Below are 16,270 nucleotides of genomic sequence, written 5' to 3'. Positions count from 1 at the left end.
GATAGTAGGCGAACAACGGGCCAATAACAGGCCAGCATCAGGCCGGATTGTCGATCTCGATGAAACGGTGCTCCAGCCCCAGCTCCAATGCCACCTGGCCCGCAAGGGCCGGCGCGCCGTAGCGCTCCGTGGCATGGTGGCCTGCCGCCAGGAAGGCCACGCCTGTCTCGCGCGCCAGGTGCGCCTGCGGCTCGGAAATCTCGCCCGTGATGAAGGCATCGGCCCCAGCGGCAATCGCGGCCTCGAAGAAACCTTGCGCACCGCCCGTGCACCAGGCAATGCGGCGAATGGGGCGCAGGCGCTCTCCCCCCACGCAGACAGGCGTGCGCCCCAGCGCCTGCTCCACATGCCTGCCCAGCGCCGCCGCGTCGGCAAACTCCGCTGCCGCCATCCAGCCCAGGTTCTGCTCGCCAAACGTTGCCTGGCCCTCAAGCCCCAGCTGCACGCCCAACTGCGCGTTGTTGCCCCATTGCGGATGGGCATCCAGCGGCAGGTGGTAGGCAAAGAGATTGATGTCGTGGGCCAGCAGCAGGCGGATGCGCTCCTTGAGCCAGCCCGTGATGCGGCCATCCATGCCGCGCCAGAACAGGCCGTGGTGCACGAAGATGGCATCGGCCTGCGCCTCGATGGCCGCCTCGATCAGCGCGCGGCTGGCCGTCACCCCGCTGACGATGCGGCGGATCTCGCCGCGCCCCTCCACCTGCAGGCCGTTGGGACCATAGTCCTTGAAGCGCTCGGGCTGCAGCAAACCGTCGAAGTGGGCGAGGAGTTCTTGTCGCGTGGTGCTCATGAAAGGATTGTCAGCGATCCATGCGGCGCCCAACAAAAAGGGCAGCCATGCTGCCCTTCATTCCACTGCCAAGCTCAGCCGCGCCTGGGTTGCCAACCACGGCAGGCCAGGGGCCAGAAGCCGATGGCCGCGCCCAGGATGCCCATGGCCGCCACATAGTGGGCCGGCGCCATCACATCCACCTGCTGCCACACGGACACCAGCATGGGCGTCATGCCGCCGAACACCGCATAGGCCATGTTGTAGGCAAAGGACAGGCCCGTGAAACGCACCTCGGCCGGGAAAGCGCGCACGCCCACCACCGGCAGCAGCGCAATGCTGCCCACGAAAAAGCCCACCAGCGCGTAGCTCCACACCAGCGAGGACGCCGTGCCCGGCAGGTTCAGATAGAACGCATAGGCCGTCACCGTCATGCCCAGCCAGCCCGTGACCATGGCCACACGCGTGCCCATCTTGTCGGACAGCCAGCCCCAGAACACGCAGCCCAGCGTCAGCGTCACCGTGGCCACGGCGTTGGCCTTCATGGCCAGGGCCGCGTCGATGTGGAAGACCTTCTGCAGATAGGCCGGCGTGAACAGCACCACCACCACGATGGCCGTGGACAGCACCCAGGTCATCAGCGCCACCAGCACGCAGGCCTGGCGGTGGTCGCGCACGATGGTCTTGAGCGGCAGTTCGCGGTCGGCCTGCTTGCGTGCCATCAGCTCCTGGAAGATGGGTGTCTCGTGCAGGAACTTGCGCAGGTAGACCGAAACCAGGCCAAACACGCCGCCCAGGATGAAGGGCATGCGCCAGGCCCAGTCGTGGATCTCCTCGGCGCTGTAGGTGCTGTTGAGCCAGACACCGATGATGGAGCCCAGGAAAATGCCGCCCGTGATGCCCGAAGTCAGCGAGCCGATGGCAAAGCCATAGTGACGCGCCGGCGCATGCTCGGCCACGAAGACCCAGGCGCCCGGCATCTCGCCGCCAATGGCCGCGCCCTGCAGCACGCGCATGGCCAGCAGCAAAATCGGCGCGGCAATGCCGATGGAGGCGTAGGTGGGCAGCAGGCCGATCACCAGCGTGGGCACGGCCATCAGGAAGATGGACAGCGTGAACATCTTCTTGCGGCCCAGGATGTCGCCAAAGTGCGCAATCAGAATGCCGCCGATGGGCCGGGCCAGATAGCCCGCCGCAAAAATGCCCAGCGTCTGCAGCTGGCGCAGCCAGTCCGGCATCTCGGCCGGGAAGAACAGCTTGCCGATGACGTTGGCGAAGAAAACGAAAACGACGAAGTCGTAGAACTCCAGGGTGCCACCCAGGGCCGACAGGCCCAGGGTCTTGTAGTCCTGTCGGTTGAGAGGACGTGCGGTCGCAACAGCGGGGGCCATGCCCGGCTGCGCTTGGTCAAGCGTAGTCATGGTTTTTTTCCAGGGATCGAACAGCAGGACGGCGCGGTGGATGCCACGGCAACGGATGAGCGTGCAGCGGCAGATCGTTCTGCAAGACTTCGGGATCGGAGGACTTGGCTCTCTCTTGGGGCCGGCTTGTGGGCCGGCGCAACAGCGAACGCGGCGTGGCGCAGTCGTCCGGGGATTCTAGGGTTTGTACTGTAGCTGTGTGGGGAGCGCGGCTTTGGCGCCGTTGGGCGCAACATCACGGCGGACCGTCTACCCGCTCTGGCGTATGGGTCATGGGAGGGCGGGCTTGCCGGCAGGCGCGCAAACGCCCTTCAACAGTGCAGCGCTTGCATCGCGCCAGCCAGATGAAATTGATCGTTCATAACCCTTGCGGCGTCTGTTGCGAGTCGCAGGCAAGAAGCCTTTGAATCGGCCCTGGATCGGCTTCCTTCACACGCCCTCCAGACTCTGCCCGCGAAAAGGCATGACGGTCAGACCAATCCTATTTTTGCGGACATGAACAGGCTGCTGCGTGAGCATCTGGTTCGCTGATCACCGCCGCTCGCCGACGCAGGTATTCCCGATGAAGGGTCACGGCCGTCAATTTCACTCTTCAAGAAGTCCAGCCCAGCCGATTCCAGCGGAACGCAAAAGCCATGGCCCGCATATTGCAAAAAAACGACAACCAACAAATACCAAGAATGGGTATGCGGACTGTACTTCATCCATACTTGCGTTCCGGTTGGTTCAACACACAGAGGTCGTGCGGTGAGTGAATTGTTCAAAGTGAAGCGCATAGCCCGTCAAGCTGGCGCTAAATTTCTTTTACTGCTCGCAATGCTGGCGAGCAGCAGTCAATCTATAGCCCAAAGCCTCACAGAAATCACTGGCCGCATTGAAAGCAATATCACACTGCGCGCCGCACAGTCGCCTTATACATTCCAAGGCGCCGTCGTGCTGGGCAATGACGCAACCATGAGCGTCGAGCCCGGCGTGACGATTCGCATGGCACGGAATGCCAGCTTTACTCTTCAAAAAGGTGCCTTCAACGCTGTTGGCACTTCAACCAAGCCGATCGTGATCACCTCTGCCGAAAGCACTCCAGCTGCTGGGGATTGGGGGACATGGCGCTTTACTGCTGGCACCAACAATTCGCTGACACGGTTGGCCTATGTACATTTTGAATATGGTGAGGGTATCGCCATCGAGGCTTCGTCTCCACAAATATCCAATACGATCATTCATCATCACAACGCGCCTGCAGTGATAATGGATCTGGAGTCTTCTCCCGTGGGAAACGGCAACTCGGCTTACGGAAATCTTCTGAATGCGATCGTTGTGCCATCTGGCCATATCCGAAATTCAATAACTTGGGGTTTGCTGGGCATTCCCTATCTCGTACAACAGGGCTTGATTCATGTGGGTCAAGAGGCTCTTGCTATTAAGCCCGCCAGCCTCAAACTCAATCCTGGTACTGAAAGCTCTCTTCAGATATCAATCGATACAGCGGCGCCTTCTGGCGGCATGACTCTGGACGCAGGCAGCAGCAATCCTTCAGTTGCCTCAACAAGCACCAGCATCTTCATTCCGGAGGGGCAACATAGCGCGGATCTTAAAGTTCAAGCCAAAAATCTTGGCCTCGCAAAGATCACCGTCAGTCATGTCAGTCTGGGCATTGCGGAGGCTCAGGTTGAAGTGCGAGATATGCCTTTGCTAAGTCTGGCGCCTTCGAGTGCCGTGCTCAATCAAGGCGTTCGCACTGCCATGACTGTGTGTCTGCCGAATCCCGAAGCTCGCGACGTCCCCGTTCAGCTGACAGTGGCAAATCCTTCGTTACTGAATGTATCTGCATCGGTTGTCTTGCAGGCTGGGCAGCAATGTGCCGGTTTTGATGTGACTGGTCTGGCTGCCGGTGCGACCCGTTTGACCGCTCACGCCGAGAACTTCTCCTCTGTACTCGCAACCCTCGTCGTGCGTGGCGAGACGACAGTGTCGGTGCCGACGGACAAGCGCCTTCTGGTTTCTGCGGCACGGGGAGAGAGCTATTTCAGCCAGCTTTCCGGCCAAGTTGTTTCGTCTGCATCTTCTTCTGTTGTCTGGATGCTTGCTGCAGGAACACTGCCGGACGGGCTAGCGCTGAGTGCGCAAGGCCTCATCAGCGGCGTGAGTACCGCTGCCAATGGGTACTACAGGTTCGCGGTTCAGGCTTTTGATCCCGACAGCAATGTATTGGAGTCATTTGACGTCGAAATGGGGGTTGGTGCAGTCGTACTGCTGATGCATTTTGACGGCGAGAATTCTGGAACCACCTTTTTCGAAGAGACGGGAAAAAATGTATCCAGAAACGGTACGGTGCTCACGATGGGGGATGTGAAAAAAGTAGGCACTGCGAGCGTGCGCTTTGATGGCAGCGGATCGATGTTGCATGTTCCATATTCGGAAGACATGAATCTCTCCAGTTCAGACTTCACCATTGAGTTTTGGCTGTATTTGCGAGCCTGGAGTGGAACGTCGCTGTACGGGACGGTGCTTTCCAAAAGAACCAGTGGAGTCGATCATGACTACAGCATCATCAACAACGATGCAGAAATTGGTTTTCAATATGCCAGCCCAACGGCAGGCAACGCATGGTTTAGCATGGGGCTGCATGATGTGGCACAGAATCAATGGGCTCACTTTGCAGTGTCACGCCTGGGCAATCAGCTCTACGGCTACCGCAATGGAGTAGAGATGAACCGAGTGACACTTTCACGTAATTTGAACAACTCAGCCCTCATTACACAGTTTGGCCAAAGTCTTGGGTATGGTGATTCGTACCTCAACGCCAATGTGGATGAATTGCGCATCACTAAGGGAGTGGCTCGCTACATCGGTGGCTTCACCCCGCCTACTCGGGCGTCGGATTTTCCGCGATGAGATTTCTCGCGGGCATTTTCCACATATCCGGTCACTTCAAAATTGGAGTTGAGCGACTTTCCAGCTGTTGATCTAATATCTCTTTGACGAATTCGATTAGGGTCAGGTGGCCAAGCAAACCGCGCGGGCGATGATGGTTATAGTCATGCTGCAAGCCTTCAATTTCTCCCGCGCATCCTGCATGGTAATGAGTCCCCGTCTCTTAGATGTACGGTCCCAGGAAGTCATGGTGCAACTGCTCCCAGACACCAGCGGCGTTCCAGTCGCGCAGGCGCCGCCAGCAAGTCATGCCGCTGCCGTACCCAAGGGATTGGGGAAGGTCTTCCCACGGAATGCCTGTTTGCAACACGAACAAGATGCCGTTGAGGGCGGCCTCATCGCTGACTGCGAGTTTGCGCGCACCGCCTTTGGCCGAAGGCACGAAGGCACGAAGGCACGAAGGCTGGGATCAGGGGCTGTAGCTGTCGCCACAGTTCTTTGCTCACGCGTCGTCGTGCCATGAGGGCAGCGAACATAACTGCTCTGCGGGGGCCTGTGACGGAGTGGTGTTAGCCACTCTTAATGCCGTAGAGCTTGGCCAAGGACCGATGCGAGCCGGTCGCTAGCTGGAGTTCTGCACGGATACGCGGCGTTGTGCGGGCACTGCCATGCAGGCGGATTGCCATAGTGCTTTCTCCTCTTCCAGCTGAAGAATGTTCCTGGGACCGTACATCTAAGCACGCTCTCCTCCCATAAATCACTGGCCCGAAGAAATCGGCAGGTCACGTTGATACGGATTTTGCGTAAGTCCTAATTTTCCCCTCCACTTCTGTGCTCGAATAGCGCCTCCCCTAAAACGCTACAATAGTCTTTCGAATCATATTTCTCTCTACCATATTCCTTCACCTTATCAAGATAGCTCAATAAACATTTGTTGTAATCTTCTCTCGACTCAGGTTCCTGAAGAACAATAATAAATAGTGGCGCAAACAAGTCCCATTCATTCCGTTTAACAATATTATCAACCAGAGCACTGGCTGCCACAATATTATCTCGTGCAGCAGAAATATTCCCAGAATTATACATTTCCACAGCTTTCGATTCGTAATAAAACGCTCTTCTGATATCCTCTTCAGCAACCCATAATTTACTAGCTTTGATTGAAAAAAATAAGCAAAATACAAACCCACTCAAAAAGACAATTATAAAAACGGAGCCGACTAATAATTTTTTCATTTATTTCCCCCGAAACTTGCCATGCATGAAGCATATTCAGCTTGGCACTCTGCCACCTTTTTCATCTGTTCGAGGTTTGGCCGGCTCCAGCAGGCGGCGTTTATCGGGTCGCATGGCGATGTGCCATGTCACGTCTCGCTTGGCATTAAGCCGTTTGCCAGTACCTTGGTAGCTCACAAGGTCGGTCCATCTAGTCCAGGAACTCCCGGCACCACATTCGCTTGACTGTTTGTCCCAAGCCCAGGCCGTGCTGCTTCATGCTGCGTATCGTCTCAGTGCTTCACGTCGATGCCAATCAGGTAATGAGGTGATTTATGCAGACCTTCCATAGTGGTTCTTACTGTTAAAGATGTCTTCCTCACTATTGAATCTGACTATCCAATCCTTTTTGCAATATGCAATTATTTTTCGCAATATCAATACAAAAGAACTCTTGCTTTATTTATTTCTCTTAATTTCTTGAAAAATGACGAAAATCCATTTGTGTTGAAATATTTAATTAAATCAATTTAACTCGTGACTTATACTTTCCCAACATTTCATTATAAGCTCACGGTATTCTAGGCTAACTCCTTTGCAGCTCTTGAAGTAACTTTCGTCTATTGGATTTTCCATCCTGTATTTAGCCGCAAAACGCAAATCGTTTCTGTATATACCATCCTTGTAATTTAAATAATCTTTATCCATCATAAATTCGTGAGAAAAGTTCGCTCTGCAAAACTTAAATAGATATTCTGTAGCCCTTATTTCTCCCAAGCAATCCGGAGTACGCGCATTTTTCAGCGAGAAATTCATTTCTTTTATCGCAGAAAATTTCTCTATGTTTTCGCTTTCTATTTTATGGACGCGATACCCTACCCCGCACCCCAAAGCAAAAACAATCCCAACTGTAAAAAAACTAAGTATTCTTTTCATGCCTATTCCCACAAGAGACCTTATCTTCTGGGCAAGTTCCTCCGCCAGGATTAACTATTCTCATACAATGCAACTTACACTCCGACAGTCCAATTAAAGTTTTCTCATTCAAAGCGCAACAGGCGTAGCATGTTGTGCAATTCCCACCTTCATCAACTGCATCATTAGCGCAACTATCATATCCATCAGCACCATCACATTTCCCAAGCAATCTAAGTATAAGAGGGCATGACTTACTCTTCAATCCACGGTCATCAAAGAAAATGATAGGATTATTTTCTGAATAAATATAAAAATTAATACCGCCAATCAGTTTAATTGGGTCTGATTGCATATATCTGGCAATAAAATTTGAATAATCCCTATTGAGATTATTAACTAATCCAGATTCCATATCAAAATACTGCCCCGGAAACCTCAAATTCATCTCCACCTGACTTTGCGGCAATGCCCCTGTGGTTCCAAACGCATCCGCAACACCATTCCAAATGACCGCTCCCTTTTTGCTGGTCCCCAGCACCGGCGTTCCCAGATGATCCGTGTGCAGATAGTGAACGCTGGTGTTCTGGCTCGTCAACTGCGCTTCACTGACGTCCGCCTGCCAGATGGGGTCTGTATTCCATAGCCCTTGTTCGCTTTTTTTAGGATCGAAGGCATACGCCCTTGTCATCAGCCCTTGCTCGTTGGCCTCGCCCAGCAGTCCCGAGTCGCTGTAGAAAAAGTAGGTTATTTTGTAGTTTTGGCCCTCCCTCACCTCTTTGAAGATGCGTCGTCCTAACGGGTCATAGCGATATTGGGCATCAATGCCGGGGGTGCTTTGGCTTGCCTCCGCGCTGGAGTAGCGGATCAAGCGCTCGGCGGCGTTGTAGTTGTAGGTTCGTTCGCCTTTGTCACTGCTTTCCCTGGCCGTGTGCCCCTGCGGCGTGTACTCCACCTGGGTTTGTATGGGCTGTGCTGCTTTGTCGAAGGGTCTGAGCCGGGGATAGCTGGTGAGCTGGTTGTCCGCGTTGTAGCTCCACTGCCCCACCTGGTGGCCACTGAACACTCGGTTGTGCACGGCGTCGTACTGGTATTGCTCCGTGGGCAGGCCCAGGTCCTTGAGCGGCTGGTCTGGGGCGGCCTTGGTCAGCCGGTCCAGGTTGTCGTAGCCATACTCGGTTTTCCCCAGGTCACTTTCGATTTGGGTGATGTTGCCAGCCTTGTCATATTGGTAGTGGCGGCTGACCAGCAGTTCGGAGGCGGCGTTCTTCACTTCGATGGATAGGGGCCTTTGCAGCGCATCGAGGCTGATGGTCTTGGTCGCACCCGGAGTTTCGATGCGCGTGGCCGTGAGCCATTGGTAGTTTCCGTAGCGGATCTGGCTCTGGTCGGGCAGGGTGACCAGGCTCAGGCGACCCTTGTCGTAGCGGTATTGGCCTGCACTGCCATCGGGGTAGCTGTGGCCTGCCAATTGGCCCTCCGCGTTGTAGCTTTGGCCCACCGTGAAGCTGAAGCTGCCCGAGTTGTCGATCTTGCCGTAGGTGACCTTGTTCTGGGTGGTTCGGCCCTGCGCGTCCTTGTCGTAGGTGGCGCTGCTGATCAGGTTCTGCTGGCCGTCCTTTTGTTCGTAGCCTGTCAGCAGGCCGTCGGCGTCGTATTGGTAGGTGACGTACTGGTCTGTTTCCTTTCCGCCTAGCTGGTGCTCTTCCTGCACCATGCGGCCGGCCTTGTCATAGGCGTAGCTGCGGGTGTTGCCGCCTGCGTCGGTGCGTTGAATGAGTTGGCTTGCGGCGTCATAGCTGTATTGGATTGTGCCGCCCATGGGCCGAGTTTCCTTGATGAGTCGGCCGGCCTTGTCGTATTCGAAGCGGTGGGTGTTGCCCTTGGCGTCGGTCAAGCTGGTGAGTTGGTCGTGGGCGCTCCAGGTCTGCTGCGTGGCCTGAGCCAGCGGATCGGTGGTTTTGACAAGGCGACCCAGTCCATCGTATTCGTAGATGGTGGTGCGGCCTGCGGGGTCGATGGTGGCGACACGCTGGCCCAGGCTGTCGTATTGCTGGTGCTGGACGCGGGTTTGGTCCGGCGTCGAGGGAGTCGCTAGATGCCGGGTAACGGTGGTCTGTCGGCCGTTCTGGTCGTACTGGTAGGTTTCCTTGTATGTGGGGTACTGGGAGGCGACGAGCAGCTCGGCCAACGGACTGCCGTCTTTCCCATATTCGTAGCCGATGGTGTTGCCTGCTGCATCAATGCTACTGGCGATGCGGCCCCGCGTGTCGTAGGTGGTCTGGGTGGTGAGGCCGCTGGGGCTGGTGGTGCTCAAGGGCAGACCCGTGCTGTCGTAGGTCAGGCGCGTGCCTGCACCTTGCGTTTCGCCGGGGGCAATGGTTTCGATGACCCGGCCTTGCGGGTCATAGCGGGTTTGCTTTGTTCGGCCTGCCGCACTAGTGGTCTGGGTACGCCGTCCTCTGGCGTCGTATTGGTGGCTGGTCGCTTGGTCCAGTGCATTGGTAGCCTTTGTGAGCCGCCCTGCAGCATCAAAGCTCAGCGTGGTGGTGTTGCCCAGGGCGTCGGTTTGCGTGGTTGGCAGGCCTGCTGCGTTATAGCTGGCCTTGCTGGTATGGCCCAGCGGATCCGTGGCCTCGATCAGGCTGCCGTTGTTGTCGTAGCGGTAGGTGGTGGTGCGGGCATCGTCTGCCGTGCCGTCGCCTGCTCCGGCGCTGCGGCTGGTCAGTTGCCCGTAGCTGTCGTACTGGTAGCGCGTGGTGCGCTGTTCAGGCCGGCCCAGGGCTTGGGTCCAGGTGATGACGCGGCCTTTGTCGTCATGGGTCCAGATGCTGGTGATGCCGCCCTGGTTGATGTGCTTTGTCCTGAGGCCGCGCACGGGCTCGTATTCGTATTGGTCCCGGCTGCCATCGGGGTAAATGATCTGCAGCGGCTGGTAGTTGTAGTCGTAGCTGGTGGTGGTGGTCAGGCCCCGCGCATTGATGGCGCGGGTCTGGTAGTTGCCGTCCCAGAGGGTTTTTGCTGCAGGTTTGCCGTTGAAGGTTCTTTCGAGCTCGTTGCCTTCACGGTCGTAGAGGTAGACGGTGGTGTTGCCTCGGCAGTCCAGATAGGTGACAAGGAATTGGCGTTTCTCTCGCAGGTACTGGTTCTTGCCGGTGGAGGCGCAGCCCTGTCCATCGAATTTGCCGACACGGCCACCGCCCCAGAGGTTGGAGAGTTTGCTGGTGGTGCCGCTGGTGCCCGTGGGGTCCAGGACCTTGCCGGCGGCGCCCAGGGTGAGCAGCGGTGCGGGGGCAGGGATGCTTTGGCTGTACTGGACCGTTACCTGGGCGCCCAGCGGGTCGGTGCGGGTGGTGAGCTGGCCGTTGCCGTCGTAGGTGTAGCTCCAGCGCTGGCCCATGACGTCGGTGGCCTGGGTGAGCAACTGCCCATTCCATTGGTAGCTGACGCTGCGCCCGGCCCGATCTTCGATGCGGGTGATGAGGCCATTGGTCAGGGTGGCCGTGTAGACGGTGCCGCCGTGGTGGTCCAGAATGCGGGCCCGCGTGGCGCTGTCGTAGGCAAAGCGCACGTTGATGCCGTTGGTGTTGGCGTAGCCCAGGATGCGGCCTTGCCCGTCGTAGTCGATGCTGTTGCCCAGGCGGTCGTACCAGCGCCACTGTGCCAAGGGGTTCTGGGCACTGCCGCCTTCGGCAAGCCGCCTGATGAAGACGGGGGCGTTGTTCTTGCCCTTGGCGATGTAGAGGTCGGCCTGGCCGCTGCGCTCGTACAGGACGCCTGCGCGTTCGATGAGCCGGGCGTCACGACCCAGCGGGTCGAGTTCGAAGTTCAGCGGTGCCCAGGCCGGATTGAGCCACCAACGGCCCTGGCTCCAGCTGCGCACGATATCCAGCGGGCCGCCCAGGACCTGTACGCGCAGGTCGATGTGGGTTTCCGTGTATTCGCCGTTGATCCAGCGCACCTGGGGTTCGCTGGCCTGGGTGGTGAGGGAGTAGCCGGGGTCGCCGGGGCGGGTGAAGGCGCTGGGGCTGGTGTAGTCCTGCGCGTTGACCATCGATGGCAGCAGGCTTGCTGCTGCAAGGACTGCGCACAGCCAACCGTGCACAGCATGTTTTCTGTTTTTCATTTCTTCCCCTCTCGTCTCGCGAATCGTTTGCCTTGTTGAATGCATCTCTTGGGCTGACGGCCGGGCGATGTCCGGTCGTGGCTGATGTGTGGTAAATGCTTTTTGCACTAGCGGAAGTCGCCCCCACCTCCTGCGCCTCCGCCGCCCGAACCGCCTCCGCCAGAGCCTCCCCCACCAGGACCCGCGCCACCGCCTGCGCAGCACTGGCCACGGCAGGTGGGCGTGCATTCGGGGGCCAGCGGCAGCGGGGTTCCTTGCGCACCGCCGCCTGCCCCGCCCCAGCCCGGGTAGCCTGGGCCGCAATACTCACGACCATTGATCACCTGGCATCTGGTGTCGGGCTGCCAAGGAGGAGTTGCGCCAGATCCACCTCCGCAAGCCCCGCCGACCAGCCGCCCGAATGTGGAGGAAACCGTGCGCGTTTCTTCCTCTCCATTGGCACAGACCCAGCCACATTCCGCCGTGGCCCACTGCGCATACGACGAGCAGCTGCCCGCATTGCGCGCATTCACCACGATGCTCTGCACAGCCCCCATCTCCGCCGAACGTGCCTGCCTGAAGCCCATGCTGCGTGGGTGCAGCTTGACGGCCGTGATGCGGTAGGGAATGACCACGCGCTGCTTGGCGGCCAGCGACTTGGGGATGTCTGCCAGGAATTCGTAGCGGTAGTACTCGTCGGACTGCGGCGGTGTGAAGACGACCTTGTCGGCCTGGATCAGGCCGTAGTTGGTCAGTGTCAGCTCGCCCGTGAATTCCTCGCCCACCTGCAGCTCGGGCAGGCTGATGGACAGGGGCTCCAGCAGCACCACGGGGGCCGGTACCTGGGTCTGGAAGGTGGCTTCCAGAGTGATCTGGTATTCGTCCTTGATGGTGGTTTCCGTCACGCTGAAGTCGATGCTGATGGTCTGGTACTGTAGGTGCACGCGCTCCGAGGTGGTGACACCCGGGCGCACGAAGATGCGGCCCGACCTGTCGGCATGGCGCGGGCCGCTGGCCCGGTAGGTGTAGGTGCCGGGCGGCAGGTCGGTGAGCACGGCCTTGCCCTGCGCGTCCGTGGTGAGGGTGCGCAGATAGGTGAGCACGGCATCGTTTTGCAGGCGGATGCGCACGTTGGCCACGCCCGGTATGGGCTTGCCGCCCGCGTCCAGCGTTTCCGTGAACAGGTCGGTGGCATGGAAGCTCAGCCCGCCCTGCCCGCTTTGCGTGACGGCCACCGAGACGGGAATGGTGCCCGTGCCCTGGTTGCTGGCCGTGATCTGCAGGCGGTAGTTGTAGATGCCATCGGCCACGTCCTTGCCAGGGCTTGCCGTGACCTGGATGGGCACCTGGGCGCCCACGTCCACGGCGCCGATGTGACTGGCGCTGGACAGGAAGATCCAGGAAGGCGCGGCCCGGCCATCCTTGTCCACCAGCTGGACCTTCACGTCCTGGGCCGCCACCAGGCCACGGTTGCCGATGGTGATGCCTTCCGTGACGGTTTTTTCCTGCTGTACCCCGGTTTCTATGTAGGTGGGGTTGGCAAACAGCTCGGGCAGGGCCTGCACCAGCCGGTAGTGGATGGTGAAGCTTCCCCGGGGCGTATCCCCTGTCTCGCTGGCGTAGGCCGTGAGCACGACGGTGCCCGTCTCCCCGGCCGATGCACTGCCCGTGAAGCGGATGACCATGGGCACCGAGGCGCCTGCGGCCACGTTGACCGGCGCACCCGGCTCCACGCTGATGCCCGGCGGCAGGCTGCCGCTGGGCTGCTGTGCCGGAACCACGGCCCAGCGCACGCCGGTGGCGCCTGTGCCGGCGCTGGCACGCGCGTTGACCGTGATGCTGGCGGCAAAGCCGCGCGGCGCGGTGAGCTGGTAGCTGGCCAGGTCGAAGCTCAGGCGGTTGATGGTGAAGCGCCCCTGCTCTGTGGTGACGGTTTCTTCCGGATGGATGACGGAGACGATGTAGGTGCCGTTGTCATTGGCCGTGGGCACGAATTCGTAGCGGTACTGGCCGCTGTCGTCGGTGGCGATGCCTATGCGCCGCTTGAAGCCCGAGATGTCCAGCACCATGCGCAATGCTGCGTTGGGCATGGGCTGTCCGCTGGCGCGTGACACGGCGGCACCGGCAATGACGACGCGTTGCGCGCCGTACGAGACCGCCGGGCTGACGGAGCTGACCGTGCCCGTGTAGGGTGTCTTGGGCTGCTCAGGCTCGGGCGGCTTGTTTTTCACGGTGACGGAGCGCGTGGCTTCACCGGTCTTGCCTGCCTTGCTGGTAGCCACGACCCTGAGCGTGAAGGCACCGTTGGCCACGCCCGACGTATCCCACTGCATGCTGTACGGAGCCTGCGTGGCCGAGCCGATCAGGCTGCCGTTGGCGAAGAAATCGACCTTGGCAATGCCGTCCGGTGCCGAGGCGGCGACACCGACGGCCGTGCTGCCGACCACGATGGCATCCCGGCCGGGCATGGTGAAGTTCACCGTCGGAGCCGCGATGGCATAAGTCACGGCAACCGCCGCGCTCCTGGGGCTGGTGCCGCGCGCATTGCTGGCCGTGGCCTCGATGCGGTGCGCGCCTTCGGCTGGCAGGGTCAGGCTGCCGGAGAAGCTGCCATTGGCTGGCACGGCCATCGGCGTGCCAGCGGCCTGTCCGCCCAGATACAGCTGCACTTGCGAGCCCGCCATGGCCGTGCCGGAGACGGCAATCTGCGGCGTGGACACCTGCGCGTTGTGGGCTGGCTGCGCGATGACGGGAGCCGGCGGCGCGCTGAGGCTGAGCGTGAACGGGATGTCCAGTACCGCTGCGACCCCGTCCACGTCGGTGGCCGTGATGCCGAACCTGTGCGTGCCGTTGGGCAGTTGCGCAAAGTCGATGAACTGGTTGTGGCTGAAGGAACTGCTGGCGTCGCCGCTGCGCTCGAAGATCTGCAGGCCGTTGATGGTGGCCTTGACGTTGGCAATGCCGATGGGGCTTTGCGCGGACACGGCCAATTCGCCTGCGGCGGAAATGGTCGCATCGGGCACAAGCGCCGCGCCTGCCAAAGTGGCGGTGATGACCGGACCTTGACCACCCTTTTTCTGCACCTGCACGGGGCGCGTTGCCGTGTTGCTCAGGCCTATGCCATTGGTGGCCCTGGCCTGCAGGGTGTAGTTGCCGTTGCGCACGGCAGCCAGCGCCCAGGTGGTCTGGAAAGGTGCTTCGGTCAGCAGGGCCAGGCGCTGGCTATCCACCAGGATTTCCACCTGCTGCACGCCTTCAGGATCGGCCACGTTGATGGCGATGGTCGTGTCCTGCTCCAGCACGGCACCAGCGGCCGGCTGGGCGAACTGCACCAGAGGACCTTCAGGTGCGTATGCAATGGGTTGTGGCAGCGAGAACTGGTTGATGCCACCCTGTGCCGTGCGGAACTGCACATGGATCATCTTGTTCCCCGCCCCCATGGACAGCGTGTAGCTTGCCAGCATGGGGTGGCCGGTCATGCTCTGCCATGCAGCACTGTCGAACTGATCGCTTTCCTGCAGGCGGAATTGCGAGGCCTGCGGGCAGTCAAGGCGCAGCTCCACGGCACGCACGCGCGTGGCATAGCCTTGCGTGGGCGCGATGGTGCAGGCCAGTACGGGCTCGGCCGTCAGGTAGGAGCCATAGTCCACGCCCGTGCTGACCGCATTGCCCTGCCCTGCCGGATTGCCCACGGCATCGCGCGGACCACTGGCGTGGCCCCACCAGTTGCCCTGGGCCTGGACGATGCTGGCCGGGCTGGTGTTGCGTATGCCGAACTGGCTGTTGCCCGAAATATCGGATTCACCGATGGACGGGGTGGCCCCCTGCTCGGCCAGCAGACCCACGCCGTTGCCTGCGATACGCGAGCGTGTGATGCGGGGGATGCCGCTGCCGACGATGCGGATGCCAACGGCGTTGCCAGCAAGTTGCAGCCGGTCGAAGCTGTAGCTGGCGCCCGCCAGCACCAAACCCGCACCGCCTGCCATATGGGTTGGCAAGCCATCGGTACCACCGGCATGGTGGATGGACAGGCCATCCAGCTTCAGGTTGGCGGGAAGGGCTTCAGGTGCCACCAGCACACCCAGCCAGTCGCCGGCCTGCGGCGCCCGGGTTTGCGGCCCCTGCGGCTGCACCGGGCCCAGTTGCGAGTCGTCGTGACTGCTGGTCAGCACAACGGCAGATCCCGTGTGCAGGCCGCCGCGCACGCTGATGCCGGCGCCCTGGCCGAATTTGACGATCACGCCATCGGCAATGGTCAGTTGGGCCGTATCGGCTGCGATGGCCGTGCTCATGCCCAGGACGACGGCCAATGCCGCCACGGACCGCCGCTGCAGCACTGTCAGCGGGTTGAGCCAGCCGGGCTCCGACAGGATGAAGCGGGCATGTTGGAAAAATCGGGAGCGTTGCATGGTCATCTCCTTCTTATGGATTCACCGTGATCGACGCACTGGTGGCAGGCGTGAACCCGGGCGAGCTGGCCGTGATCTGGGTGGTACCGGGGGCGACGGCCGTGAAGGTGGCGTAGGTAGAACTACCAGTGTTGGCGTTCCAGGTCACGGTGTCTGTGACGTTGCCTATGGAAGGAACGGAACTGGTGAAGGTGATGGTCAGGGGGTCTGACGGATATTGGCTTGTTGACCAATAGGCCCCGGGTACTTCGGCAGACACATAGATGGAATTCGCTTTCTGTCCGGCTTTCAGCGAAGCCGGAACTGACTGCAGACGCAACGTCGGTGCCACTGTTTCCACGTTGATATAGATGGAATCCATCCCCGCAGCGGAAGCTTCGATCTGCGTGGAGCCCAACTCCAGGCCGCCCACGTTGATGTAGGCCCGGCTCTGTCCCGCAGGAATCGTCACCGTCGCCGGCGTCTCGCAGATCTCCGCCGCCACGCAGCGCAGGTTCACCGTCACCGCATCAGCTCCGTTGCTGACCACGCCGTTGATCAGCCGCTCCACGTACAACTCGTT

At 59.8% G+C, this 16,270-nt stretch carries 8 protein-coding genes and 3 pseudogenes; 1 reads left to right on the top strand and 10 read right to left on the bottom strand.

Annotated elements, in window-relative coordinates:
- Positions 1-37 precede the first annotated feature (37 nt).
- Both LGR64_RS02570 and LGR64_RS02565 read right to left on the bottom strand, forming a co-directional pair.
- On the bottom strand, positions 38-790 hold the full coding sequence (locus LGR64_RS02570; protein ID WP_099751245.1) for a Nif3-like dinuclear metal center hexameric protein: 753 nt from the start codon (positions 788-790) through the stop codon (positions 38-40).
- A 74-nt stretch (positions 791-864) separates the two neighbouring features.
- Positions 865-2,190, bottom strand: coding sequence for an MFS transporter (locus LGR64_RS02565; RefSeq protein ID WP_043789739.1), 1,326 nt, complete (start codon positions 2,188-2,190; stop codon positions 865-867).
- A gap of 747 nt (positions 2,191-2,937) precedes the next feature.
- Here LGR64_RS02565 and LGR64_RS02560 point away from each other — a divergent pair.
- Positions 2,938-5,085, top strand: a complete 2,148-nt coding sequence (locus tag LGR64_RS02560) for a LamG domain-containing protein (protein ID WP_230354951.1) — start codon at positions 2,938-2,940, stop codon at positions 5,083-5,085.
- Positions 5,086-5,302: 217 nt separating this feature from the next.
- Here the strand turns inward: LGR64_RS02560 and LGR64_RS02555 are convergent.
- From LGR64_RS02555 to LGR64_RS02520, 8 genes and pseudogenes are all read right to left on the bottom strand, one after another.
- A pseudogene (locus LGR64_RS02555) lies at positions 5,303-5,600 on the bottom strand (transposase); the annotation flags it as partial.
- Between the two features lie 45 nt (positions 5,601-5,645).
- Positions 5,646-5,750, bottom strand: a pseudogene (locus LGR64_RS02550) (integrase core domain-containing protein); the annotation flags it as partial.
- Positions 5,751-5,874: 124 nt separating this feature from the next.
- Complete coding sequence (locus tag LGR64_RS02545) at positions 5,875-6,300, bottom strand: hypothetical protein (RefSeq protein WP_141835109.1); 426 nt, start codon at positions 6,298-6,300, stop codon at positions 5,875-5,877.
- 72 nt (positions 6,301-6,372) lie between these two features.
- A pseudogene (locus tag LGR64_RS02540) lies at positions 6,373-6,471 on the bottom strand (IS5/IS1182 family transposase); the annotation flags it as partial.
- Between the two features lie 333 nt (positions 6,472-6,804).
- On the bottom strand, positions 6,805-7,215 hold the full coding sequence (locus tag LGR64_RS02535) for a hypothetical protein (RefSeq protein WP_141835112.1): 411 nt from the start codon (positions 7,213-7,215) through the stop codon (positions 6,805-6,807).
- Complete coding sequence (locus LGR64_RS02530) at positions 7,199-11,320, bottom strand: RHS repeat-associated core domain-containing protein (RefSeq protein WP_230354950.1); 4,122 nt, start codon at positions 11,318-11,320, stop codon at positions 7,199-7,201. Before LGR64_RS02530 ends, LGR64_RS02535 begins: the two co-directional genes overlap by 17 nt.
- A gap of 107 nt (positions 11,321-11,427) precedes the next feature.
- Positions 11,428-15,708, bottom strand: a complete 4,281-nt coding sequence (locus tag LGR64_RS02525) for an Ig-like domain-containing protein (RefSeq protein WP_230354949.1) — start codon at positions 15,706-15,708, stop codon at positions 11,428-11,430.
- Positions 15,709-15,721: 13 nt separating this feature from the next.
- A partial coding sequence (locus tag LGR64_RS02520; protein WP_230354948.1) for a hypothetical protein occupies positions 15,722-16,270 on the bottom strand: 549 nt, incomplete at its 5' end.

It is taken from the genome of Delftia sp. Lp-1 (genome assembly GCF_020523835.1).
GTDB classification, from domain to species: Bacteria; Pseudomonadota; Gammaproteobacteria; order Burkholderiales; family Burkholderiaceae_C; genus Comamonas; species Comamonas acidovorans.
Note: the sequence above shows the minus strand (reverse complement) of the source record. Positions and strands in the feature narration are given on the sequence as shown.